This is a genomic window from Methanosarcina sp. 1.H.A.2.2, from assembly GCF_000979975.1.
Lineage (GTDB): Archaea > Halobacteriota > Methanosarcinia > Methanosarcinales > Methanosarcinaceae > Methanosarcina.
Genome location: NZ_JJQL01000055.1, coordinates 35,125 through 58,319 on the forward strand (window position 1 = coordinate 35,125; position 23,195 = coordinate 58,319).

Below are 23,195 nucleotides of genomic sequence, written 5' to 3' on the forward strand. Positions count from 1 at the left end.
TTCCGGATCGTGTTATTCTGGAATATCTACTTTCTATATTAGATGCTCTTTTTATTTTAATGCCTGTCATCCGGGAAAATTTGCCCCGTATACGCATTCACTCTGGACCATTACGGGCATTTAATCAGTGTCCGAAAGTTCTCGCCTGGCAATGTCCAGCTATTTTTGTTTTTGCACTCCAGGAAAATATACTTTCGCTAGCTTAAGGCACCTTTAGCACCCTGATGCCAGGATACTCAAGTAATGGGCAATTACTGAATACTTTTATTTCTGAATACTTTTATTTCTGAATACTTTTAATACTCAAGTATTTCTATTATTATGTTCGGATGATAAACCTTCTATATCCTCTATTTATTAAATAAGTTTACCCTTAACTCTGTTTTCTCTGGAAGATTAATATATTTACAGCTTCTGTGTATCAAACTGTTTAATACAATCTGAATAAGCCTTTCAGATACTATATTATTCAGGCCTTCCGATGAACTAGAGTTTTAATTATATTTTTAACTTCGAGATAGCCGGATTTCATATGATTCACAAAATTCCAGGAATTTGAAAGCATGGACCTTGAAAAAGCACAGAACAGGATTATTGATTTTATCCGGAATGAGACTGGCAAAGCAGGTGTAAACGGGGCAGTTGTAGGAATTAGCGGGGGAATTGATTCCGCCCTTTCCGCAACTCTTGCTGTAAAAGCTCTTGGTAAAGACCGGGTTCTTGGCATCCATATGCCCGAAAGCGGCCTCACTCCTGCTGCTGAGAGCGAAGATGCGAAAACCCTTGCCGACTGGTTAGGGATTGAGTATCGGACAATTGACATCTCAGGCATTGTCTCGGCTTTCATGGCTGCTGTTCCTGAGAGCGAATCTGCAGACAGGCTCACCAGAGGCAACCTGAAGGCAAGAACCCGGATGTCTCTTCTGTACTTCCACGCAAACCAGCTGAACCGCATGGTCCTCGGGACAGGAAACAAAACCGAGATCCTTCTTGGCTACTACACGAAGTACGGGGATGGAGGCGTTGACCTTGAACCTATAGGCGGGCTTTACAAGACTGAGGTATGGGAGCTTTCCCGCAGGCTTGGAATCCCGGAACCTCTCATTACCAAAAAACCGTCTGCGGGGTTATGGGCAGGTCAGACCGATGAAGCAGAACTTGGTATTTCTTACGTGAAGGTCGATGAGGTGCTCAGAATGCTTGAAGAAGGCTTGGGGCCCGAAAAAATTCTGAAGACTTCCGGGGTTTCTGCTGAGCAGCTCAGCTCCGTTACCAGACGCATTGAAAGAAACGAGCATAAAAGAAAAGTTCCGCCTGTGCCGGAACTGTACTGAGTTCCTCAGGTGAGGGAAAGACAGGTACAGGCGTAAAGATCTGAACAATTTAAGTTTGTAGTATTTTAGCAATTTAAGTTGTAACACCTGAGCAATTTAAGGTTGCAGCTTTCCCTTCACCGGGCAGGATGAAGCCTTATATCCTGGCGTTTTTCTCTTGCCAGCGGCTTTGCGAGGTGTCTCCTGGCACAGGGAGGTACTTCATAGAGCCCTGGTTCAAGGTCTCTCTCGGTCTCATATTTGACTTTTGAAAGGGAGAGCGTCCCGCACTTTTTGCAGCGGAATCCCTGCCCCTGACCTGCAGATTTCATGTGTTTCCCGCACTCCGGGCACTTCGGGTTCTCTTCCTTGTAAATAGGGGTAGGAGTTTTAACTTCTATTTTTTCAATGTTCAGGGTTCCGGAAGTGACACTTCCTGAAAGGATGACCTGGTCTCCGGGCACCAATTTTCGGATAAGCGACCTGAAATTCTTTGTTGGTTCGAAGGCTGCACAGTCGATTTCGTCTCCTTCCCGGTCCCGGACAGCAAAGATAACGTGTCCTCCTTCAATGGTTTTCGGGGCTGTCGAGACCGTACCTTCAAGCCTGTAAGAATGCATGTCCCTGATTTCAGCGATATTCTGTGCGGGCAGGAGGTGCATGTCCGTTCCCTGGTTTGTCCTGTACACGGCAAAGCGCTCAACAGGCTCTGCCCGGATCAGGGCTGCAGCTTTATTAACGATCTCAGGACTTTCTCCTCTGATCCCGAATAATACAGGGTCTCCTGAACGAGGCACGCAGACTACGAGCCGGTTTGTAAGATCTACAGTATCCCAGGTCCCGGGGTATGTCTGCCTGTCAGCTTCAAAAAAACTTTCCTTATCAACATCACGCAGAGTTCCCCATCTTGCCTTCTGCCTGTATGCCAGATGTTCGAAAGTGCAGTCCCACTCCTCAGGGTTCAGCATTGCCCCGCAGGCTGCAAGAGCACCTATAAGTCCCCTTCCGTTTTTGAAGCTTTTCGAGGCAATCCCGAGCTCCGAAATAAGGTCCTTTGCTTTTTTGATTTCGATTACTTCTTTTACAGCCTCTTCCAGAAAACTCATGAGGACAGGTTTGAGGTTTTCGTAATCTTTCTCCAGAATAAATACGGTTCCAGGATTGGTTTTTTCGCACTCCATGCGTGCAAGTTCCCCTATTCTGGCTGTTACATGCGCAATTACTTTTTCAGGACAGTCAGTTTTAAGTTTCAGGGCTACTGCTGCGTTACCTCTTGTTTTATAAGGAATGGTAGGGTTCAGGCGCACAAGGAGGGGCAGGGCTTCTACAGTCCCGTATTCCTGTAGTTCTGCAAGCAGCAGGGCTCCCAGATATGTGGTGCACATACCTTCATTTGAGTCTGTATCGTCAATTCCAATGATCATTTTTTTTCCGTATCCATTTTTATCCCTTAATATTTATGCAATTCCGGAGCGGGGATGCCTTAGTTTTCGGGATTCTCCGGCTTGTTTTCTCCCTGTAAACATTCTCCATGTCGGAGAAATATATATATAGATGTTCAAACAGAGATTGATACTGGAATGACAAAAGAAGTCCTCATACATCAAATTATTGATGTATTATCGCGTGCGGGTTTTGCACTCTCTGACCGATGTAATATACGTCCCAGGAGCTTTGATGTTGCCGCGCGGAAATATGAAACACTATTACTTTGCAAGGTTTTATTTAACATTGACGGCCTGAACGAAGAAACAGCCCGGGAGATGAAATATCTTGCCGAGTATCTCGGAGGTTCCGCTATCGTTGTTGGAGCCAAAACAAGGGACCAGATGCTTGAAGACAGTGTTGTCTACATGCGCTATGATATCCTTGCCCTAAATGTTCAGACCCTCCATGACTACTTTGTCGAAAATATCCCGCCTCTGGTTTCAGCAGCACCCGGAGGGCTTTATGTTGCAATAGAAGGAGATCTCCTGAGGAAGTCAAGGACGGATCAGTCCATGTCCCTGGGGACCCTGGCTTCCATGGTAGGAGTTTCAAGAAGGACTATCAGCAAATATGAAGAAGAAGGGATGGACGCGTCCATTGATGTCGTGCTCCAGCTTGAAGATATTTTCGGGATCGAACTGGCAAGGCCCATAGATATCCTGAAATCCTGCGGGAGCAGAAAGCCAAGGAAGAAGGCAGAGCCTGAAAAGGAAGAACCACAGGTAAAACATAATGTGCTTTTGCCGGAAGACCTGATCCTCAATACGATTTCAATGCTCGGATATGATGTCCTTCCTACGGCGCAGGCACCTTTCAAGGCTATCTCACGGGATAAGTCTTCAGTTATCCTTACAGGTGTCAGCGAGTTTAACACAACAGTAATCAAACGGGCTCATCTGATGAGCAGCATTTCTTGCATTACGGAAACCCAGTCCGTGTTCATCATTAACGGGCATTCCAAACTGAAGTCAGTCGAAAATACGGTACTGATCGAAAAGAAAGAACTTGACAAGATAAGTGATTCTCAGGAACTCCTTGAGTTCATAGAAGAGCGTAAGGAACCCCAGAGTGAAGGGTAAACTGCTCTTGTCTTCCCTTCTGGCTAACCGGTAGACTAAAAAACGTTTTCTTTTTTCCTCTGAGCCTCTTCTTCTTCTTCTTCTTCTAGCTAATGATACCTTCTTCTTGAACTCTCTAACTATTTGATGGGTATTTGCTCTCAGTTTGTCACGGATGCCCCAAAGATGCAAAAACCTAATATATCACTGTTTCAATCTAAACGCTTCAATGACGGTAAAGATTGCAGTGCTGGTTTCCGGACGGGGTTCAAATCTCCAGGCGATCATAGACAGCATTGAAAAGGGCTACATAAAAAATGCGGCAGTTAATGTGGTTATCTCCAACAAGGCCGATGCTTATGCGCTCGAACGTGCAGGAAAACACGGAATAAGTGCTGTTTTTCTTGATCCCGAAGGGCATGACAGAGCCGGATACGATAGGGAAATCCTGAATGTCCTCAAACAGTATGATACGGATCTTCTTCTGCTTGCAGGCTATTTCAGGATCTTAGGAAGCGAGATCATTGAGGCATACAGGCACAGGGTTCTGAACATACATCCTTCTCTTCTTCCGGCTTTCAAAGGGCTTCATGCCCAGAAACAGGCTTTTGAGTACGGAGTAAAAGTTGCAGGCTGCACCGTACATTTTGTAGATGAAGGACTCGACTCCGGGCCTATTATCCTCCAGAAGTGCGTGCCTGTGCTTCCGGAAGATACCGACGAAACTCTCACTGCCAGGATTCTCGAGCAGGAGCATATTATCTATCCCGAAGCTGTCAGGCTCTTTGTCGAGGGTAAACTTAAAGTTGAGGGTAGAAATGTAATAGCCCTTAAGTAATACCCTTAAGTAATGGCCCTTAAATAATCAGGAACTCTGCAGAAGTCCCGGAATTGCATTACTCTGGGTTGCATTAGTTTCATCAGGCAGGTCTAAGCAGATAAGGCAGAAGTCCGGATCGAAAGATAAAGTATTAATATTGGGCAACTTCCGGTGGGATAGGTTTTGAGAACTTGCTCAAAAATCGAATGTAGTCCCAAACCGGAATAGATTTTACCCATTAGTATACTCATTAATACTCTGACGGTTATAAGTACTTGAATTATATTACTCACACGAAACTATACTGGCCAACTGAAGACCTTCCATATTCCAGAATCTCCTGAGTCCTTAAAATGCTCTGGATATTTTTCCTGGGATCTTAACCTCAGTATTATAACTCCTTTCAATTAGAGTTCTCTTCAATTAGAGTTCTCTTCAATTAGAGCTACTTTCAATCCGGAAGGTTGTAAAACTGTTTGATAATTCCCGGTTATCGAGGACTGTTCGGACGGTTGAGAACCTTCAGCCCTTCCGGCTTTCCAGTTTGTCAGGCAGTTCTTACAGCTTTCAACACATTGATGTAAGTAAATACCAGAATCGTAAGCATATTAACAGTTAATCAATTCACGCTAACGAGAAACCCTTGATTTCGAATAAGTTTTAAATGCATGGATTACGAGGTGACAGTAATGTCTTATATTGAAAAAATTGATCCGGAATTGTTCGAGGCTATTGAAAAGGAAGCCGAACGTCAGGAATTCAAACTGAACCTGATTGCGTCAGAAAATTATGCGAGCAAGGCTGTTATGGAAGCCCAGGGCTCAATCATGACCAATAAGTATGCCGAAGGATATTCCGGCAAGCGCTATTACGGTGGCTGTGATTTCGTTGATGTTGCCGAAAACCTTGCGATTTCCAGGGCAAAGGAAATATTCGGGGCAAAGTACGTAAATGTCCAGCCTCACTCAGGTTCAGGCTCCAACATGGCTGTCTACTTCTCTGTACTGCAGCCTGGAGACACAATCATGTCCATGGACCTTTCTCACGGCGGACACCTTTCTCACGGCAGCCCTGTAAGTTTTTCCGGGAAGCTCTATAACATCGTGCCCTATGGGGTCAGCAAAGAGACAGAAGCCCTGGACTATGACGCACTCCTGAAATTGGCAAAAGAATGCAAACCGAAAATGATCGTATGCGGAGCTTCAGCCTACCCCCGCGAGATCGATTTCAAGAAGTTCAGGGAAATTGCAGATGAAGTCGGAGCTTACCTTCTTGCAGATATTGCCCACATTGCAGGGCTTGTAGTTGCAGGCGTGCATCCGAGCCCTGTGCCTTATGCAGACTTTGTCACCACCACAACCCACAAGACCCTCCGGGGACCGAGGGGCGGAATGATTATCTCCAGGACCGAAGAGCTTGCAATGGGGGTAAACAAAGCAGTTTTCCCGGGCATTCAGGGCGGTCCCCTCATGCATATCATAGCTGCAAAGGCAGTCGCCTTTAAGGAAGCCATGAGCGAACAGTTCAGGCAGGACCAGGCTCAGACCGTAAAGAATGCAAAGGTTCTTTGTTCCTGTTTGAAGCAGAAGGGTTTTGATATTGTTTCTGGCGGCACTGATAACCACCTTATGCTCGTAAATCTTAATAATATGAACATTACAGGCAAGGATGCGGAAGCTGCAATGAGCAAAGCCGGAATCATTGCCAACAAAAACACAGTTCCTTTCGAGACTCGCAGCCCCTTTGTAACCAGCGGGGTAAGGCTTGGAACCCCTGCCTGTACCACAAGGGGTATGAAAGAAAAAGAAATGGAACTGATTGCCGACTACATCGAGACAGCAATCAAGAATGCAGGAAATGATGCTCTGCTGTCAGAAGTCAATGGTAAGGTAAGGGAACTCTGTTCAAGGTTCCCGATTTACAGCTAATTGAGGAGATAGGGGGTTTTACCAGTTGTCAGATGAAAGCTATGAGTCACGGATCATAGATGGAAAAGTCCTTGCACAGCAGGTTGAAGAAGAAGTGAGGTCAGGAGTAGAGGACCTCGAAAGCAACCGGGGAGTTACCCCCGGGCTTGCTACAATCCTTGTAGGTGACGACCCTGCATCAAAGATGTACGTCCGCCTTAAGCACAGAGCCTGCGAGCGTGTGGGTATCAAAGCAGAAGATTACCTTCTTCCGGCAGAAGCCACCCAGGAAGAACTTCTTGCCCTTATTGATTCCCTTAACAAAAACAGGGATGTGCACGCAATTCTGCTTCAACTTCCGCTGCCGAAGCATTTCTCTCCGCAGGAAGCAATGGAAGCCATATCTCCTGCAAAGGATGCAGATGGTTTTCACCCCTATAACATGGGAAAACTCATGATCGGGGATGAAGGTCTTGTCCCCTGCACCCCTCACGGGATAATCAGGGCACTTGATGAGTACAATGTGCCTGTTAAGGGTAAAAATGCGGTTATTGTCGGGCACAGCAATGTTGTGGGTAAACCCATGGCAGCAATGCTTCTGAACAGAAACGCAACCGTTTCGGTCTGCCATATCTTTACCGATGACCTGAAGAAGTACACCCTTGGTGCCGATCTCATAGTGGTTGCGGTAGGGGTTAAGCACCTTATCAAAGCAGACATGGTTAAAGAAGGGGCTGTAATCTTTGACGTGGGAATCACCAAAGAAGAAGACGGTGTGTACGGGGATGTTGACTTTGAAAACGTAATCAAAAAAGCTTCTCTTGTAACTCCTGTCCCCGGCGGCGTAGGTCCCATGACAATTGCCATGCTCATGAAGCATGTGCTCAGGTGTGCAGAGAAAAGCCTTTAAATCTCTATTTTAACATAAGGCTGGAAGTCCCCTTCCTCGATATTTCGGATTTGTCCGAGCTGGCAGGCGGGGGATGAAAGCCGTCAATTTTCATAAACTTGAGCCATCGGGCTAAAGTTTTAGGTAGTGGTAGTTCACAGCTTTTTCTCATTTTATTTTTTATTTGTGCTCCCTGATTAATTGGTAGGTATTATTCCTGAATGACCGCAAATGGCATCTCTTATTCTTTCTTTCCACGCGCCGCGCAAAGCTTGAGCCCGCCTGCGTACCGTAGATAATTACGAGATCAATAGCCTTGCTGGAGCTTTCATACCAAAATATCAGCCATGTAGCAGGGGACTACCAAATTTTTTACTCGAATTTTTTAAAACTTTTGCCGGGTCTTTTATTCTGATGCTTCCGGGTCTTTTATTCTGATGCTTCTTTAATTGTGGATTAGGCACAAAATAATCTTCTCAATCTTTTAGTATCAGGACAAGTAAATTTGTTTTTTTATTGCATCCTATTTGGTGATTTTACTCTGTTTTCTTTCGCATGTCAATTTGGGATATCACATTTGATTCTTATATATACTTTTTATTAATCCTCAGTAAAGTTTGCCTAATTGTGGTAACAGAATTCTACACATCAATATTTTTATGTATCATTGAAGCCTATTTTACTATAATCCTGTCTGCCATCAATAAATAATAAAAATGGTTTATGAAGTCTTAATTAAATAGTCAGGTTTTCATAAAATATCCGGGCGCTAAAATGAGTTATTTGTAATCTCTAAACAAATCTACCTGATATACGTTGATGGCATTGAGTTCCAGTGATACTCCGCCCGTTTTCCATAATTGCATATATTCAGTTAGATAACACATTATCCGGAATTCTGATTGTAATTATCCATTATCGATAATTACAGTGGAAAAATCACTCCAGTTAAAAACGTATTTCCCATAACCTTAAACTCTATCCCCTTCCATATATAAGGTCTCAGGAGGCCTGAACTCCTGAAGCTCTTAAACTTAACCGGACTTGCATCCCCCAGTTCCTTTTCAAGTCCTCCAGTGTTCAGCTTCGCAGCCGGAAAAATTGTTTTGTTTTTTCTTGCCTGCAGGAAGCCTTTCAGGTGATGGGGCAGAAAAGGCTTTTTCAGGGAATGTTAGCGGATGGTTGAATGAACAGCGCTTGCAGTTACGATCCAACGAAATGCTGCTGAGGGTATTTCTTTACGGAAATAAAGACATCTGCAGATCGGTTCCAAATTTCATGCTTCAAATTCCATTATTGTTTAAAAATACGGTAGTTGTTGTTTGAGTAAATTGTTTGCTTACTCATATTTATCAAGCGCTGTTGCGCCAACTGAGTTAAAAGCGATATAGCCTGGTTGTCAAAAATGGTAGTTAATACTGATATCTGTGGTATAAAAGTGGGAGATCAATATCCTGCACATGTAATGGGCATTATTAACGTGAGCCCTGAGTCTTTTTACAAAGGTTCGATTTCAAGCCCGGAATCTGCACTTGGGGTCGCTCGGAAAATGGTTGAGGACGGAGCAACTTTCCTGGATCTGGGTGCTCGGTCAACGTGGCTCTTTGCAGAACCTATCAGCAGAAAAGAAGAACTTGAGCGTTTAATTCCTGTACTTGAAGCACTGGAAGGCAATGTGGATGCGGTAATTTCCGTTGATACGATGTTTTCTGAAATCGCAGAAGAGGCTCTCAAAAGAGGGGCAGATGTCATAAACGATGTTTCCGGTTTTACAGCAGACCCTCGAATGATAGAAGTGGTGGCCGATCACGGCTGTCCGGCTGTGGTTATGGCTTCGAATAAAATTCCCGGAGACCCTCTGGGAATGGATTCCATTATTGAAGCACTTGACTCCATTATACAGGCTGCAGAGGCTGGAGGTATAGTGCCTGAAAGCCTTATCCTTGACCCTGCAATAGGCAGGTGGACAGAAGAAAAGCTGTCTATGTATGATTTTGAAACCCTGGATGATTTCGAGCGCCTGAATATTTTTGAAAAACCTTTGCTTGCAGCCCTTTCAAGGAAGTCCTTCATAGGAGACGTGCTTGGAAAACCTGCGGCTGAAAGGCTCTACGGCAGTCTGGCTGCAGCAGCAATTGCGGTTTACAAGGGTGCACATATTATCCGTACACATGATGTACCCGAGACTTCTGACGTTATTAAGCTTTCAGGAGCCCTGCGAAGCCGGACAAGTGTTGTAAAGGAGGGCAGGTATGAGGTTTCGGTGCTTGATGTAAAAACCCCTCAGGACGCATGTATTGCAATGAGGAATATCGGAGCTACACGAGTCGGTTCGCAGGTAATGCAGGGAAAATGCATCCACCTTATGTTAAAGATCAGGAACCTTACAACCACGGAAGCTCTGATTATAAAACAGGAGATGCTTGCAAGGGGAGGAGATGCAGCCCTTGCAAGAGACGCAGTTTCCCATGAAACGGAAACTACTGACGTGCTTGTGATGGGTACCCTGCTGCAATTTGAACGCCTTGCCAGAAAACTGGATGGGCAGGCCCGTTCCCTCCCAGTTATTGCAGAAATGATCCGCGAATGTATTTCAAATCGGACTAATCTGGAATACCGATATTTGAGGTAATTATGATCATAACTTCAGCAAAACCCTTTGAAGAAATCCTTTACCTGTTAAAAGATGAGGACGATATCTTTGTTGTCGGATGCAACGTATGTGCTGCAAAACTGAAGACTGGAGGAGAACCTGAAGTCCTTGAGATGTGCAGGCGGCTTGAAGAGAGCGGAAAGCACGTGGTAGGTTGGGCTCTTCCAACTGCAGCCTGCAGTATCCGGTCCTTTGAATCTCTGGCTGAGAAAAACGAGAAAATAAAGGAAGCGCGTTGTATTCTTGTTATGGGGTGTGGCAGTGGAGTTTCTGCTGTTGCCAGTGTTGTTGATTTGCCTATATACGGTTCGAACAACACTCTTTCACTTGGCGGCTCCAGCGGAGGCAAGCTTCTTTTCAACCAGTGTGTTATGTGCGGGGACTGTACCATAAGTGAATATGGTGGTCTCTGCCCGAAATCTCAATGCCCGAAAGCTCTTCTTAATGGGCCCTGCGGAGGGGCAGTGGAAGGAATGTGTGAGGTCAACAGGGAGATGAATTGTGTATGGGCTCTTATCTATGAACGTTTGAAAAGGATCAACAGGCTTGACCTTCTTTACGTTATCCATGCCCCCAAGGAGCATGGTTTTAAATAATTTCATTCCTAATATTCTTATTTAATGCTTTTTAATTTTCGTGAAAAACTGAACTCCAGGAAATTTCTGGTTACTGTTGAAGTCTCTCCCCCCAAGGGGACCAGGTTTTCAGCTCCCCTGGAAGATGCCTGCCAGTTAAAAGGTGTTGCAGACGCTCTGAACGTTACTGATAATCAGTGTTCAATTATGCACATGAGTTCACTGGCTTTCAGCAAGCTTTTGCTCGATCAGGGACATGAACCTATCATGCAGCTTACCTGTCGGGACAGGAACAGAATCGGGCTTCAATCCGATCTTCTGGGAGCATACGCTCTGGGAATCCGGAACATCTGCTTGATGACCGGGGATCATCCTACCTGTGGAGACCATCCGGGCTCAAAACCCGTTTATGACCTTGACTCCGTACAGCTCATTGAACTCGTCAGGAAGCTTGATTCAGGCATTGATTTTGCAGGAAAAAGTCTGGATGGAGGCACTTCTTTTTGTGCAGGCGCAGTCTCAGGCATAGATCCTAAAAATACCTTGCAGCTAATAAAGCTTGAAAAAAAGGTCAAGTGCGGAGCCGATTTTATCCAGACGCAGGCTGTGTATGATGTGGGCATGTTCGAGGAGTTTATTGAAGCAGTAAACCATCTTGAGGTACCTGTAATTGCAGGTTTGATTCCTCTCAAATCCCTGAGTATGGCTGAATATATGAATAAAAACATCTCAGGAATTCATGTGCCTGAAGAAATCATGCTTCGGATGAAAGATGCATCTTCCCCTATAGAAGAAGGTCTTTCGATAGCTTCCGATACTATAAAAGAACTGACGAAACTTTCCCGAGGGGTTCACATTATGCCAATCGGATCTCACAAAAACACTCCGAGATTGCTTTCAATGGCAGGAATTTCAGGAAAATAAAGGAATCCCAAAAATTCCCTTTAAACGGGAGGTTTCTTCTCTTTTTCTTCCAGTGCTAAGGCTTCCTATTCTGTGTATTTTGTGCCGCTGTCTTCTTTTTTTATAAAAAATTTCTTTGTATACTTCTTTTTTGTATACTTCTTACATCGTTCTATTTACCTACTTTTAAATACTCACAGGAAATACATTATAATCGACACTGCCCTTAATTTATTGTATCTGGTGTGGGTTTTTTGGGGTGTTGGTGATGGGTGTTTTTCTGTTTCTTTCTGGAATCTGGATTTGCTGGTGAATTTAGAGTTTTTCCAGAGCCAGGGGACCAGATAAGGAGGTCACAATGAGGATAATGGGTATCATATCATGCAAAATCTTTGAGGATGAAATTGTTCATCTCGTGGAGCATGATGAAGAGGTGGATGAAGTTCTAATACTGAAAAACGGGAGTTCGGAGGACATTGTACGGAAGTTTGGTGAAATTGGCTGTCCCTGCCGGGAATTGACTCTCAATAATGTCGAGGCGCACAGGTGCCTTAAGGATGTGAAGCATGTGGACGGCGAGGGCCTCATGCTTGTGCTCAACATCCTTGAAGTCGTTGGCATGGGAAAAAAGCGTACTATGCTGAAAACGAACGTATATGATGCGATTCTGAGGATGTCGCTCTTCTCAGACGGGATGCTTTTGTTCTATGGGCTTTGCGGTAACTTGCTCAAAGATATTGAGGACGATTTCAAGTATCTTGAATGTCCTCTCGCATTGCTCAGGGACCCCGAAGGAAACATCGTTGATGACTGCATCTGTGCGACCCTGGGGGGCAAAAGAGCTTTCGTGGAAAAAATAAAGGGTTTCGGGGGCGAAAGGGTTTTCATGATTACTCCCATGTGGGCTGCCAACTGGGAAAAAATGGTCGTAGCTAATGGGTTTGCCCGGAGCCTGGAAAATCTTGAAGAGTCAAAGCTGGTATTTCGGGCTGCCAGATATACTCAAGTAGCAAAGATTAATACCGGCTTAAACTATCAGCAGAATTTCGATTCCAGGGCAAGGGAATTTGCAGCTTTCTATGGGTTTGGAATTACAGAAATCGAAACTGATCAGGCTATCTTCGAAATGTGTTACAGTGAACTGAAGCATTCGCTTACGGCAACTGTCTGAATATAGCCCCTCTGGAAAAAGTTATTTCAGGTCCGATTTTGAGCTATCGTTAAGTCCCTTTTAGTTTATCAGGTTAATTTTTCCAGGGGGGATTTCCTCATTTCAAAGTTTTTCATCCTGCCGTAGGGGTTTTCCGGAGCCTTTGGATACATTTATCAATACCTTTCGGTATTTTACGGTTTGATTCTGTCCATATTGATTTTATGTTTCTGAATATCGAGATTAATCACAGTTTTTAAAGGCATTAAAATGAGTCCAGAAATCACTTCCATCCAGATGTTCGGGATTAAGACCCCTATCATCAGAGCAGGGGACGATATCGTGCAGACCCTTGAAGCTTCGCTGCAGGACGCTGGCATTATTCCAGTTGACGGGGATGTTATTGTGCTGGCTGAATCTGCTGTTGCCACAGCGGAAAATAGAATTGTCGAGCTTGCCAGCGTCATGCCAGGAGAAAGGGCATTATCTCTCGGGGAAAAATATGGGATAGACCCGAGGGAAATGGAGCTTGTGCTTCAGGAATGTGATGAGCTTTTCGGTGGCGTTCCCGGAGCCGCACTTACTATCACAAAAGGTATCCTCTCTCCCAATGCTGGAATAGATGCTTCAAACGCTCCTGACGGCCACGTAGTCCTGCTCCCGAAGGACCCGAGAAGAAGTTCCGAGAACATCCGGAAAAGGCTTGAGCAGCGTTACTCCTGCAGGCTGGGAGTGATTATAGGGGACAGCAGGACTCAGCCCCTGCGGTTAGGCTGCACAGGGATTGCACTCGGAGTTTCAGGCTTTGTGCCTGTGGAGGATGCAAGGGGCACTTTTGACATTTATGATAAGCCCCTCCTCCTGACTCACAAAGCAGCGGCAGACAACCTGGTTTCCGCAGCTGAACTCCTTATGGGGGAAGCCGGAGAAAGGGTTCCCTGCGTGCTTATCCGGGGCGCTCCGGTAAAAATGGTTGATGAGTCTTCGGAGATGCCAACAATCTCAATGGAAGGGTGCATGTATTTCGGCAACATTATTAAAGGCCGGAAAGAATATCCGGAAAAAGAGAATCAGTAGAAAGCTTGCCTGAACTTCCTTTTCGAAATATGTTTTAAAGCGAGCTCGCAGGACTGAGATAAGCGTTATATATCCTCGGCGATAATATATACAATAAATTGAGTCCCGATCCTGTATCTGGTAATTCCATCTTCAGGTCATTTATCGTTCTGGGTTGGGTTCTGGCATCTGTGCCGTACGGACGCATATGTACGATTCCTTTGCACGTTTACCAGAGTAGATCAACTAAAAACTGAAAAAGTCTCAGACGTTTCAAGTATTGCAGGTGATTTTATGAAACCTATGTTATTGGACTTTTCCGCAACATGGTGTGGACCTTGTAGGATGCAAAAACCTATTCTTGAAGAGCTCGAAAAAAAATACGGAGATAAGGTTGAATTCAAGGTTGTCGACGTGGATGAAAACCAGGAGCTTGCCTCAAAGTACAGCATACACGCTGTCCCGACCCTGATCATTGAAAAGGACGGGACTGAAGTAAAGCGCTATATGGGTGTAACCCAGGGCAGTGTACTGGCATCTGAACTCGATAAACTTCTCTGATCCCTGTATTTTTCTGAAAACAGCCGCCCGGGGTTCAGGGAACCTGAGGGCGCACAACTTTTTAACCGAGTTCTTTTTACAAGACTTCTTTTACAGCTCACTCAGCCGAAGGTTTTTATTCCTGAAATGTTTCTCCCAATATTTCTCCCAATATTTATCCTGAAGTTCTTTCTTTTTGATGCACTGAACCCAACAGATTTTTACCAATTCTAATCGGAGCTTAATTTTTCCTTCTTTCTATAAAATCTCAGTTAAGCTTCAAGTTGAATATAATATATCAGGAGCTCAAATCAGAATAATTCAAGTAGTATCCAAAAATATTTTTAGCATGAAAAATGGCAAAAACTGACGTAAAATCAAAAAATCTACCTGCAAAAAGCGGTTTTAATCTTTTTTAAGGCTTTTTAAGGCTATTTCCCAGGGGCTTAATCTAAGTAGACAACTAATATACTATCTAAATAATGTTAGTGCAATAAGATAACTATTTATAATAAGTATAAGTACTTTCTAATATAGTAAAAACATAAAACAACTTAAAACATAAAACAACCTATAGTGGGGGAAAAACATGAGAATAAGAGTAGTTAGCTCAAGAGAAGAAATCTTTACACTTAATCCGAATGAACGTATCGTACACCTGGCTTTCAGGCCTTCTAACAAGGACATCTTTGGATTGGTTGAAACCTGCCCGAAGATTGAGGTAATACAGTTACCGAAATCTTACATGCGTACAGTCTCAAAGTCCATAGAAATGTTCCTTCAGATGCAGAGAATCCAGCTTCTCGAAGGAGATGTCTGGGGGCACAGGAAGGATATAAACGAATACTACAGCATTCCAACCTCAGTTATTGAAAAGATTAAAGAAATGAAAATCGAAGGTAAATCCACTGAGGAGATTGAGAAAAAGGTTTCAAGGGAAAGCAAGCTGAACCCTGAAATGGTTGGTTATATCCTGAATAAGGAAGCTACTGCCTGATTTCCCCTTGGGGCATACCCTTAAAACTTTGCTGGAGATTAGATTGTAAAGCTAATCGATTCCACATTTCGTATTTAGTATCTAATCTCCAGGTTAAATCTTCTTTTTAAGGCGAATTGGAACCTTTTTTGCAGATATTGTTCCTGGCATTCAGGTAGGATTTCCTTGCAATTTCCATACTGCCTTTCTTTTCAACAATGCTCATATCAAAAGTCCGGGCAAAATTTAAGACATTTTTGTCGAATTCTTCTCCTCTGGAGATTTCATTACTGATTTTGACAACTTTTTTATACAAAGGATTTTTCAAAAAACTTTCATCGACGTCAGAAGTACCGCCTGATTCATTTTTCATCTCTTTCCAGCCGGAGGCCCACATCGGGGTCAGGTAGAACATACCTGTGCCGTTTCCACTCTGCATAACTTCAGCATAGGCATCGTTGCCTCCAAGAGCTACACTGATACAGTCATCCACAATGTCTCCCTTTTCATCTTCGAGAAAATAGAGGGGGCAATTAAAATCTTTGAAATTAGCTTCCAGGCTCCTTAACGAGCGCCCGCAGTTCCCATAAAAAATAAGAATACCATCTGAAAAATCTGCCATTTCCTTCATATTTCGGTAGATTTCAGACTTTAAAAGGTCACAATCTGCATGCAGGCCAAGCTTCAGAATGTTTACCACTACGGTGATTGTTTCTCTGGTTTTTGCCTTCACTCTGTTCTTTTCCTTCATATTCTCATGTATTTCTCCAAAAAATGGAACCTTCAATAGAAAATTCGGAATTTTCATGGATACGGGACTATGCATCTGTTTTATGAAAAAAGATATCCGGTCCGGAGGAAAAAGCCTGACCTGGCAATTTCTGGATTTAAGCTTTCGAACAAACCTGAAACATTGCCTGTTTTCTACTATGATCAACCGTACGGCATTCTGATCTTTAGAGAGGACATAAACAAGTTCATCTTCAAGCATTTTACAGGCAATTATGCTCAGTACAGGCATCGGTGAACCATCTCTCATGTTATGTTACTTTTGATAAGTTACAAATGCGGTGCTTCCTGGTTAATTGGTTGGTATTGCACAAAAATAACCAAAATGGCCTCTTCAGTTATGACCTCTTCAGCTATGACCTCTTTAGTTATGACCTCTTCAGCTATTTCTTGCCATGCTCCCGGTTCAGCTTGAGCCCACCTGTATTAAAAGTGTACTTACTTCGTGAGTTTATTATAGTAAAATAATACGTCACTAATCTACACGCCTTTTACCTAAACTTAAATACCTTAAGTATTATCTCCTCAAAGATTGGCGTGATTTCTAAAAAGTTAATTGACCTTGGTGTGCTCGCACTCAGGCAGCGTAACTCCCGAGGAACCTTTAAACCCCATGTCTCAATCCGTTTCAGGGGCAATGAGGGAGATTTACGTACCTTTTCTATTGATACTACCCGGACTCCAGGAAAGTACCCCCAGCCCGATGCATATCTTATTACACATGCCCATTCCGATCATCACGGAAAATCAGCTATGCTCTCTCCGCGGGCAGTCTGTACGGAAAAGACAGCAGCTGCTCTTGAAATCAGGCACGACAAAAAATATTCGGGCAGCATGTGCAGGCTCGGGGATGAAATTGACATTGAGGGGGTCAGGGTAAGGACTTGCCCTACGGAACACACTGTTGGCGCCACGGCTTTTTACTGGGAAAACGATGTAGGGACAAGAATCCTGGTCACAGGGGATGTCAAGGATGCCAGCAAGCTTCCTCCCTGCGATGTCCTTATTACTGAAGCCAACTATGGGGATCCTGAAGACCCTTCCTGTCATTTTGCGGATGACCTTGACAGCATGAAATGCGCCCTTTTTGAGAGCGGCCCTGTTGCCTTCGGGGCATATGAGTTTGGAAAAGCCCAGCGTGCAGTTGAATTAATGAGAGGTTTCGGGTATGACGGCGCAATCCGGATGGAAGCAAGGACCAGGGCGCTTACGCGGAGCATGCTTGAGGATGCAGGAGAACTTGCAGGACTTGACTCCGGGGGCGAGGATGATGTTTTTGTGGTGGCTCCCTGGGACCTTAACAAGCTTCCGTGGAATGTAAAAAAGTACGTGCTGAGCTGCCGTGCTGATTATCCATATCCCATTATCAAAATAAGTGACCACCTCGATGCGTGCGGGCTTGAGGATATGGTCAGAAAACTCAACCCCGAGGTTACTATTGTTTACCACCCGGGAGGACACAGGCCTTCAAAATTTTCAAAACATTTAAATTCAATAGGGATCGATTCGATATCCATAGATCAGATAGGTAATGTTTTAAGCAATGAATTTATTTAAATCCCTTAAATTCAGTCCTAATAATTTAATTCTAAAAATTTAAATATGATGATCTAAATCTGGTACTTTAATCTTATAACTCCGGTCTGACAAGTTTCAATTCAAATTTCAGACTCCAGTCTGCTAATCCAGTCTGCTAATCCAGCCTAATAATTTAAGTTCCAATCTAATAATTTAAGTCTACAGGGTCAAATTTAACTCTTATTTAACTATTAACTAATATCACCGAATCAAATATGATTATTGAAATCTATAATTCCATTTTTAATCATTTTAAACTTTTAATTAATACTACATTCCCAGGAAAGATAATTGCCGTTCAGGAGAGAATGCAGGTTGAGTAAACAAACCCCAAAGTCAAAGTCCAGAAAGGAACTCGTAAATGTTACCGAGGCTTCCGTAGAAAGTGTTCCAGCAAGTGTTGAGACTCCAGAAAAAAAGATTCTTGCCAAGCAAAAGACCCCTGAAGAAAAGCAGAAAGCTCACAGGGACGGAATTATAAAAACAATTGTTGCCTCAATACTTGGAATAATCGCCGGGGTTGTAATGTTCAGCCAGTATGGGGCGGGAGAAGACCGGATCTGGTATGCCATACTCATGATCATTATCGGAATCTCATATTATGTCCAGAAGCTTATTTATCCCTCGCTTCAGATAGATGTCAAGGAATTCAAGGCTAAGGACTGGTTTTACGTCGAGTTTATAGTTGTAGACTTCTTCCTTGTGACCTGGACGCTGCTCCTGAATTGAAATAACTCTTTTCCTGGGCTTCAAAAAAGGCTTTTCCCTTAAAAGAGAGCCTTTTTACCCCGGCTCTTTTGCTATCGGTTTTTACCTTCATTTTTAATTATGCTCTTTACCACAATGGCATTTCTTACCACGATGGTATTTCATGCCTGCAGCATTCCAACGGTTCATATACCAGAGCAGGCATTTCATAACCGATAACTGCTGTATATGCTTGATTGCTTTATATGCGTTATAACCTCGATCATAATTATCGTTACTGATTTGTGTGATTACTGAGTTATTGCGACAATTAAGATGAAAAATTGCGGAAATGAACTTAAAACGAATTCAGAATGCCTGATGCCTGTCTGCTCTGGTTGTAGAAGGCGTCTCAGTATCGCGCTTGAATAACAAAGACAACTCACAAAACTGAATTCAGATAATAACTTAAATCAGATAACTATACCACATTACTGAATTCATACAATCGGGTTTACACGAATGAACCCATATTACTAAATTCATTTATACTTCAACCAATCAAAAAACGGAATTTCCGGGGACTATTATGAGAATAGCTATACTTAACAAAGATAGATGCCAGCCCAGAAGGTGCAGCAAGGAGTGCGAAAAGTACTGTCCCAGAGTCAGGACAGGAGACGAGACCATTGTTTTTGAGGCAGACGGAAAGCCGGTCATCTCCGAGGAACTCTGTGTGGGCTGCGGAATATGCATTAACAAATGTCCTTTCGATGCCATCATGATTATAGGGCTTCCTGAAGCCCTGAAGGAACCCACTCACAGGTACGGGACAAACGGTTTTGCCCTTTTCGGGCTTCCTGTGCCGAGGATAGGAAAGGTAACCGGTATTCTGGGTCCGAATGGGATAGGGAAGAGTACATCTGTCCAGATCCTTTCCGGAACCCTGATCCCCAATTTCGGGCAGGAAAAAGGAGATTGGGATACGGTACTCGAACACTATTCCGGTACGGCACTTCATGACTATTTCAAAGCCGTTGTGGACGGAAAGGTAAAGGTTTCCCAGAAGCCCCAGTACGTTGACCTGATCCCCAAAGCTTTCAAAGGCAAGACCTCCGAGCTGCTTGAGAAAACCGATGAAAGAGGGGTTATGGATGAGCTTGTCGATTATCTTGACCTGAGAGGCGTAGTCGAGCGAAAAATCTCGGAATTAAGCGGTGGGGAACTTCAGAGGGTTGCAATTGCAGCCTGTGCGGCAAGGGATGCCCAGTTCTATTTCTTTGACGAAATAAGCCCCTACCTCGATATCTACCAGAGGATTAACGTAGCCCGCCTTATCCAGGAAATTTCAAAGGATAGGGCAGTGCTTGTAGTCGAGCACGACCTTGCAGTCCTGGATATGCTCACAGACGTAATTCATATCGCCTATGGTGAACCTGCAGGGTTTGGTGTGATTACTCTTCCGAAAAGTGTGCGTGTAGGGATCAACCAGTACCTTAAAGGCTACCTTCCTGAAGAAAATATCAGGATCCGGCCGGAAGCTATCAAGTTCGAGGTCCATCCCCCAAGAGAGGACGCCCAGTTTAAGTCTGCGGTCTCCTTTTACAGCTTTTCAAAGAAGTACGGCGACGGCTTCTCTCTCAAAGCAACAGGCGGAAACCTGCGTGAAGGGGAAGTGCTAGGGATAGTTGGTCCTAACGGAATAGGAAAGTCAACTTTCGTAAAAGTCCTGGCAGGAGAAATCAAGCCAGAAGAAGGAGATCCCGGAATCGAGGTCAAAATCTCCTACAAGCCCCAGTACATTAAAGCAGATACTCCTGTGAGTGTTCAGGACTTCCTGAGAGGTATTTCTAAGCGGTTCGGGACCAGTTATTATGAGGTTGAGATCTCAAACCCACTCCAGCTTGAAAGGATCTATGACAGCCTGCTTACCGATCTCAGTGGTGGAGAACTGCAGAGGGTAGCGATTGCTGCCTGCCTATCCCAGGAAGCAGATCTCTATATCCTGGACGAGCCAAGTGCCCACCTTGATGTGGAGCAGCGTTCCATGGTCACCAGAGTCATAAACCGTTTTGCCGAAAACAACCAGAAGACAGCTATGGTCGTTGACCACGACATCTATATGATAGATCTGCTCAGCCAGCGCCTCCTTGTTTTTGAAGGCAAGCCCTCGGTCTATGGTGAGGCTCACGGCCCGTTCAGTATGGAAAGCGGCATGAACAGGTTCCTGAAAAACCTGAGCATTACCTTCCGCAGGGATGAAGAGACGAGGCGCCCCCGCGTAAACAACCTTGGCTCAAGGCTTGACCGGGAGCAGAAGGAAAGCGGAAACTATTATTATTCTGCAAAAGACTGATTCTGCAAAAGACTGATTCTGTAAAAGACTGAGTTTTTCCGGATTTTTCCACTGAATATTCTGAAAAGAATATCCTGAAAAACTCCGGGGTTCCCTTAAAAAGGGGGCCTCAACCTTTTGCAGGAAAGCAGTTTTTGGCACTGGTATCGTGGTTTCAAAATAGTTTTTTATCTTATGTGTGAGTTTCTGGTTTTCAATGAAGATAGAAAGTCTCGACCTGCCCGCTGAAGTAAAGCGCTTTTATGAAAACTCCGGGATTCTTGAACTATATCCTCCCCAGGCAGAGGCTGTTGAAAAGGGACTGCTTGAAGGGAAAAACCTGCTTGCTGCAATCCCTACGGCTTCGGGAAAGACTCTGCTTGCAGAGCTTGCAATGTTGAAGTCCGTGCTCGCAGGAGGAAAGGCACTCTATATCGTGCCCCTGAGAGCTCTGGCTTCCGAGAAGTTCAGGCGGTTTCAGGAGTTCTCAGAACTGGGAATCAGGGTCGGGATCTCAACAGGGGACTATGACCGGCGGGATGAAGGAATCGGCATTAACGACATCATTGTAGCCACATCGGAAAAAACCGATTCCCTGCTCAGGAACGAGACTGCCTGGATGCAGGAGATCTCGGTTGTTGTGGCAGACGAAGTCCATCTTATCGATTCTGCGGACAGGGGACCCACCCTTGAGGTCACTCTGGCAAAGCTTCGAAAAATGAACCCTTCCTGCCAGATCCTTGCACTTTCGGCAACAGTCGGGAATGCCGATGAACTTGCAGCCTGGCTTGATTCCGAACTTGTGGTAAGCGAATGGAGGCCCACCGAACTTATGGAAGGGGTACTGTTTAACGGGACTTTTTTCTGCAGGGACAGGGAAAAACCTGTTGAGCAGCCCACAAAAGATGAAGCCATAAACCTTGTGCTCGATACCCTAAAGGAAGGCGGGCAGTGCCTTGTTTTCGAAAGCAGCAGGAAAAACTGCATGGGCTTTGCAAAGAAAGCGACTTCTGCAGTTAAAAAGACTCTTTCCGCAGAAGACAGGGAAGCTCTTGCAGGGATTGCAGATGAGGTCCTGGAAAACAGTGAAACCGATACCTCATCAGTTCTTGCAGCCTGCATTCGTTCAGGGACGGCATTTCACCACGCAGGCCTTACCTCCCCTCTGAGGGAGCTTGTAGAAGCCGGCTTTCGGGAAGGGCTCATAAAGCTTATCTCAAGTACCCCAACCCTTGCAGCAGGGCTGAACCTGCCTGCCAGGCGTGTAGTTATAAGGAGTTATCGGCGTTATTCTTCCGAAGCAGGCATGCAGCCTATCCCGGTGCTCGAATACAAGCAGATGGCAGGAAGAGCAGGAAGGCCGAGGCTTGATCCCTATGGAGAAGCCGTATTGCTTGCAAAAACATCCGAGGAATTGGTTTTCCTTTTTGAGAAATATATTGAAGCCGGAGCCGAGGATATCTGGTCCAAGCTTGGGACGGAAAACGCGCTCAGGACGCACGTGCTTTCAACTATCTCGAACGGATTTGCCCGGACAAGGGAAGAACTTATGGATTTTCTGGAGGCGACTTTTTTCGCTTTCCAGTACTCAAATTTCGGGCTCTCCACGGTTGTGGATGAATGCCTGAACTTTTTACGTCAGGAGGGAATGCTTGAGAAGGATTCCGATTCCCTTATTTCCACGGGTTTCGGAAAACTTGTTTCCAGGCTCTATATTGACCCCCTTTCCGCATCCCTTATTGCAAAGGGCTTAAGAGAAGCCGGAACTCTGACCGAACTTACTCTCCTGCACCTGGTCTGCAGTACGCCTGATATGCGCCTGATGTATATGCGGAGCCAGGATTACCAGGATATCAATGATTACGTAATGGCGCATGCAGAAGAGTTCTCAAAGATTCCAGGCCCCTTCAATGTTGTTGAGTATGAGTGGTTCCTGAGCGAGGTAAAGACCGCTCTCCTGCTGATGGACTGGATCCATGAAAAACCTGAAAATGAGCTCTGTTTAAAATTCAACATAGGGGAAGGAGACATCCGTGCAACTGCAGACATTGCCGAGTGGATCATGCACGTGGCTGCCCAGCTTGCCAGACTCCTTGACCTGAAAGGGGCAAAAGAAGCGGCAGAACTTGAAAAACGGATTCATTACGGCGCAGGCCCTGAACTGATGGGGCTACTAGACATCAGGAGCATTGGACGTGTAAGGGCAAGGAAACTTTATGAGGCAGGCTTCAAGTCCACAGCAGACCTTGCAGAGGCTTCTCCTGAACAGGTGGCTGCTCTTGTAGGGCCGAAGATTGCTGCAAGGATCTTCAAGCAGATCGGAAGAAGAGAGGCAGTGCCTGAGGCCCTTGATGCAAGATCTCTTGAAAAAGGTTCTCCCGATGGGCAGAAGACAATCAACGATTTTTGATCTTTTCCTATCTAGTTGATCTTTCTTTTTTTATTTTTCACTTATTGGTGTCCTGATTAATCGGTTTG

General features: G+C 44.7%; 19 protein-coding genes. 17 read left to right on the top strand and 2 right to left on the bottom strand.

Annotated elements, in window-relative coordinates; genetic code table 11:
• Positions 1-563 precede the first annotated feature (563 nt).
• A complete protein-coding gene (locus EO93_RS08145; RefSeq protein WP_048161967.1) occupies positions 564-1,334 on the top strand; it encodes an NAD+ synthase in 771 nt (256 codons plus the stop codon).
• Positions 1,335-1,450: 116 nt separating this feature from the next.
• Here the strand turns inward: EO93_RS08145 and EO93_RS08150 are convergent, their stop codons facing one another.
• Entirely contained in the window at positions 1,451-2,737 is a 1,287-nt protein-coding gene (locus tag EO93_RS08150) for a tRNA(Ile)(2)-agmatinylcytidine synthase (RefSeq protein WP_048161969.1), read from the bottom strand.
• A gap of 156 nt (positions 2,738-2,893) precedes the next feature.
• On the opposite strand from EO93_RS08150, the gene EO93_RS08155 reads away from it, so the two are divergent.
• The 12 genes from EO93_RS08155 (at position 2,894) to EO93_RS08205 (ending at position 15,349) form a co-directional block, all read left to right on the top strand.
• Positions 2,894-3,880: a transcriptional regulator gene (locus EO93_RS08155; protein WP_048161970.1), complete on the top strand. Its 987-nt coding sequence runs from the start codon at positions 2,894-2,896 to the stop codon at positions 3,878-3,880.
• A gap of 208 nt (positions 3,881-4,088) precedes the next feature.
• Positions 4,089-4,697 (top strand): phosphoribosylglycinamide formyltransferase, encoded by a 609-nt coding sequence (purN, locus tag EO93_RS08160; protein WP_048132942.1) that lies wholly within the window; start codon positions 4,089-4,091, stop codon positions 4,695-4,697.
• Positions 4,698-5,368: 671 nt separating this feature from the next.
• Positions 5,369-6,607, top strand: a complete 1,239-nt coding sequence (gene glyA, locus EO93_RS08165; protein ID WP_048161972.1) for a bifunctional serine hydroxymethyltransferase/L-allo-threonine aldolase — start codon at positions 5,369-5,371, stop codon at positions 6,605-6,607.
• A gap of 25 nt (positions 6,608-6,632) precedes the next feature.
• A complete protein-coding gene (locus tag EO93_RS08170; protein WP_048132944.1) occupies positions 6,633-7,496 on the top strand; it encodes a bifunctional methylenetetrahydrofolate dehydrogenase/methenyltetrahydrofolate cyclohydrolase in 864 nt (287 codons plus the stop codon).
• Positions 7,497-8,591: 1,095 nt separating this feature from the next.
• The gene (locus tag EO93_RS17375; RefSeq protein ID WP_156161265.1) at positions 8,592-8,801 is read left to right on the top strand and encodes a hypothetical protein; all 210 of its coding nucleotides are present in this window, start codon (positions 8,592-8,594) and stop codon (positions 8,799-8,801) included.
• A 79-nt stretch (positions 8,802-8,880) separates the two neighbouring features.
• Positions 8,881-10,107, top strand: a complete 1,227-nt coding sequence (gene folP, locus EO93_RS08175; protein ID WP_048132949.1) for a dihydropteroate synthase — start codon at positions 8,881-8,883, stop codon at positions 10,105-10,107.
• A 2-nt stretch (positions 10,108-10,109) separates the two neighbouring features.
• Positions 10,110-10,724 (top strand): methylenetetrahydrofolate reductase C-terminal domain-containing protein, encoded by a 615-nt coding sequence (locus tag EO93_RS08180; RefSeq protein WP_048161973.1) that lies wholly within the window; start codon positions 10,110-10,112, stop codon positions 10,722-10,724.
• Between the two features lie 24 nt (positions 10,725-10,748).
• Positions 10,749-11,627 carry a methylenetetrahydrofolate reductase gene (locus EO93_RS08185; RefSeq protein ID WP_048161975.1) on the top strand — a complete coding sequence of 293 codons (879 nt, stop codon included), beginning with the start codon at positions 10,749-10,751 and terminating at the stop codon, positions 11,625-11,627.
• Between the two features lie 337 nt (positions 11,628-11,964).
• Positions 11,965-12,777, top strand: coding sequence for a DUF1638 domain-containing protein (locus EO93_RS08190; protein ID WP_052733513.1), 813 nt, complete (start codon positions 11,965-11,967; stop codon positions 12,775-12,777).
• A 249-nt stretch (positions 12,778-13,026) separates the two neighbouring features.
• A complete protein-coding gene (cofE, locus tag EO93_RS08195; protein ID WP_200895004.1) occupies positions 13,027-13,833 on the top strand; it encodes a coenzyme F420-0:L-glutamate ligase in 807 nt (268 codons plus the stop codon).
• Positions 13,834-14,106: 273 nt separating this feature from the next.
• Complete coding sequence (trxA, locus tag EO93_RS08200) at positions 14,107-14,373, top strand: thioredoxin (protein ID WP_048132958.1); 267 nt, start codon at positions 14,107-14,109, stop codon at positions 14,371-14,373.
• A gap of 568 nt (positions 14,374-14,941) precedes the next feature.
• Positions 14,942-15,349 carry a DUF1699 family protein gene (locus EO93_RS08205; RefSeq protein WP_048132966.1) on the top strand — a complete coding sequence of 136 codons (408 nt, stop codon included), beginning with the start codon at positions 14,942-14,944 and terminating at the stop codon, positions 15,347-15,349.
• Positions 15,350-15,455: 106 nt separating this feature from the next.
• Here the strand turns inward: EO93_RS08205 and EO93_RS08210 are convergent, their stop codons facing one another.
• On the bottom strand, positions 15,456-16,367 hold the full coding sequence (locus tag EO93_RS08210) for a DUF1638 domain-containing protein (RefSeq protein ID WP_342764197.1): 912 nt from the start codon (positions 16,365-16,367) through the stop codon (positions 15,456-15,458).
• A gap of 287 nt (positions 16,368-16,654) precedes the next feature.
• Between EO93_RS08210 and EO93_RS08215 the strand changes: the two genes are divergently transcribed.
• From EO93_RS08215 to EO93_RS08230, 4 genes are all read left to right on the top strand, one after another.
• A complete protein-coding gene (locus tag EO93_RS08215; protein ID WP_048136323.1) occupies positions 16,655-17,674 on the top strand; it encodes an MBL fold metallo-hydrolase in 1,020 nt (339 codons plus the stop codon).
• Between the two features lie 336 nt (positions 17,675-18,010).
• Complete coding sequence (locus tag EO93_RS08220; protein ID WP_048136326.1) at positions 18,011-18,424, top strand: hypothetical protein; 414 nt, start codon at positions 18,011-18,013, stop codon at positions 18,422-18,424.
• Positions 18,425-18,971: 547 nt separating this feature from the next.
• Positions 18,972-20,738: a ribosome biogenesis/translation initiation ATPase RLI gene (locus EO93_RS08225; RefSeq protein ID WP_048161978.1), complete on the top strand. Its 1,767-nt coding sequence runs from the start codon at positions 18,972-18,974 to the stop codon at positions 20,736-20,738.
• 196 nt (positions 20,739-20,934) lie between these two features.
• Positions 20,935-23,127 carry an ATP-dependent DNA helicase gene (locus EO93_RS08230; protein WP_048161979.1) on the top strand — a complete coding sequence of 731 codons (2,193 nt, stop codon included), beginning with the start codon at positions 20,935-20,937 and terminating at the stop codon, positions 23,125-23,127.
• Positions 23,128-23,195: the final 68 nt, after the last annotated feature.

Bases quoted from the DNA above. Each gene is read 5' to 3' on its own strand.
- EO93_RS08185 (WP_048161975.1), top strand. From the start codon at position 10,749: ATGCTTTTTAATTTTCGTGAAAAACTGAACTCCAGGAAATTTCTGGTT.
- EO93_RS08205 (WP_048132966.1), top strand. From the start codon at position 14,942: ATGAGAATAAGAGTAGTTAGCTCAAGAGAAGAAATCTTTACACTTAAT.
- EO93_RS08145 (WP_048161967.1), top strand. From the start codon at position 564: ATGGACCTTGAAAAAGCACAGAACAGGATTATTGATTTTATCCGGAAT.
- EO93_RS08230 (WP_048161979.1), top strand. From the start codon at position 20,935: ATGAAGATAGAAAGTCTCGACCTGCCCGCTGAAGTAAAGCGCTTTTAT.
- purN (WP_048132942.1), top strand. From the start codon at position 4,089: ATGACGGTAAAGATTGCAGTGCTGGTTTCCGGACGGGGTTCAAATCTC.
- EO93_RS08225 (WP_048161978.1), top strand. From the start codon at position 18,972: ATGAGAATAGCTATACTTAACAAAGATAGATGCCAGCCCAGAAGGTGC.
- cofE (WP_200895004.1), top strand. From the start codon at position 13,027: ATGAGTCCAGAAATCACTTCCATCCAGATGTTCGGGATTAAGACCCCT.
- trxA (WP_048132958.1), top strand. From the start codon at position 14,107: ATGAAACCTATGTTATTGGACTTTTCCGCAACATGGTGTGGACCTTGT.
- EO93_RS08210 (WP_342764197.1), bottom strand. From the start codon at position 16,367: ATGAGAGATGGTTCACCGATGCCTGTACTGAGCATAATTGCCTGTAAA.
- EO93_RS08150 (WP_048161969.1), bottom strand. From the start codon at position 2,737: ATGATCATTGGAATTGACGATACAGACTCAAATGAAGGTATGTGCACC.
- EO93_RS08180 (WP_048161973.1), top strand. From the start codon at position 10,110: ATGATCATAACTTCAGCAAAACCCTTTGAAGAAATCCTTTACCTGTTA.
- glyA (WP_048161972.1), top strand. From the start codon at position 5,369: ATGTCTTATATTGAAAAAATTGATCCGGAATTGTTCGAGGCTATTGAA.
- folP (WP_048132949.1), top strand. From the start codon at position 8,881: ATGGTAGTTAATACTGATATCTGTGGTATAAAAGTGGGAGATCAATAT.
- EO93_RS08190 (WP_052733513.1), top strand. From the start codon at position 11,965: ATGAGGATAATGGGTATCATATCATGCAAAATCTTTGAGGATGAAATT.
- EO93_RS08155 (WP_048161970.1), top strand. From the start codon at position 2,894: ATGACAAAAGAAGTCCTCATACATCAAATTATTGATGTATTATCGCGT.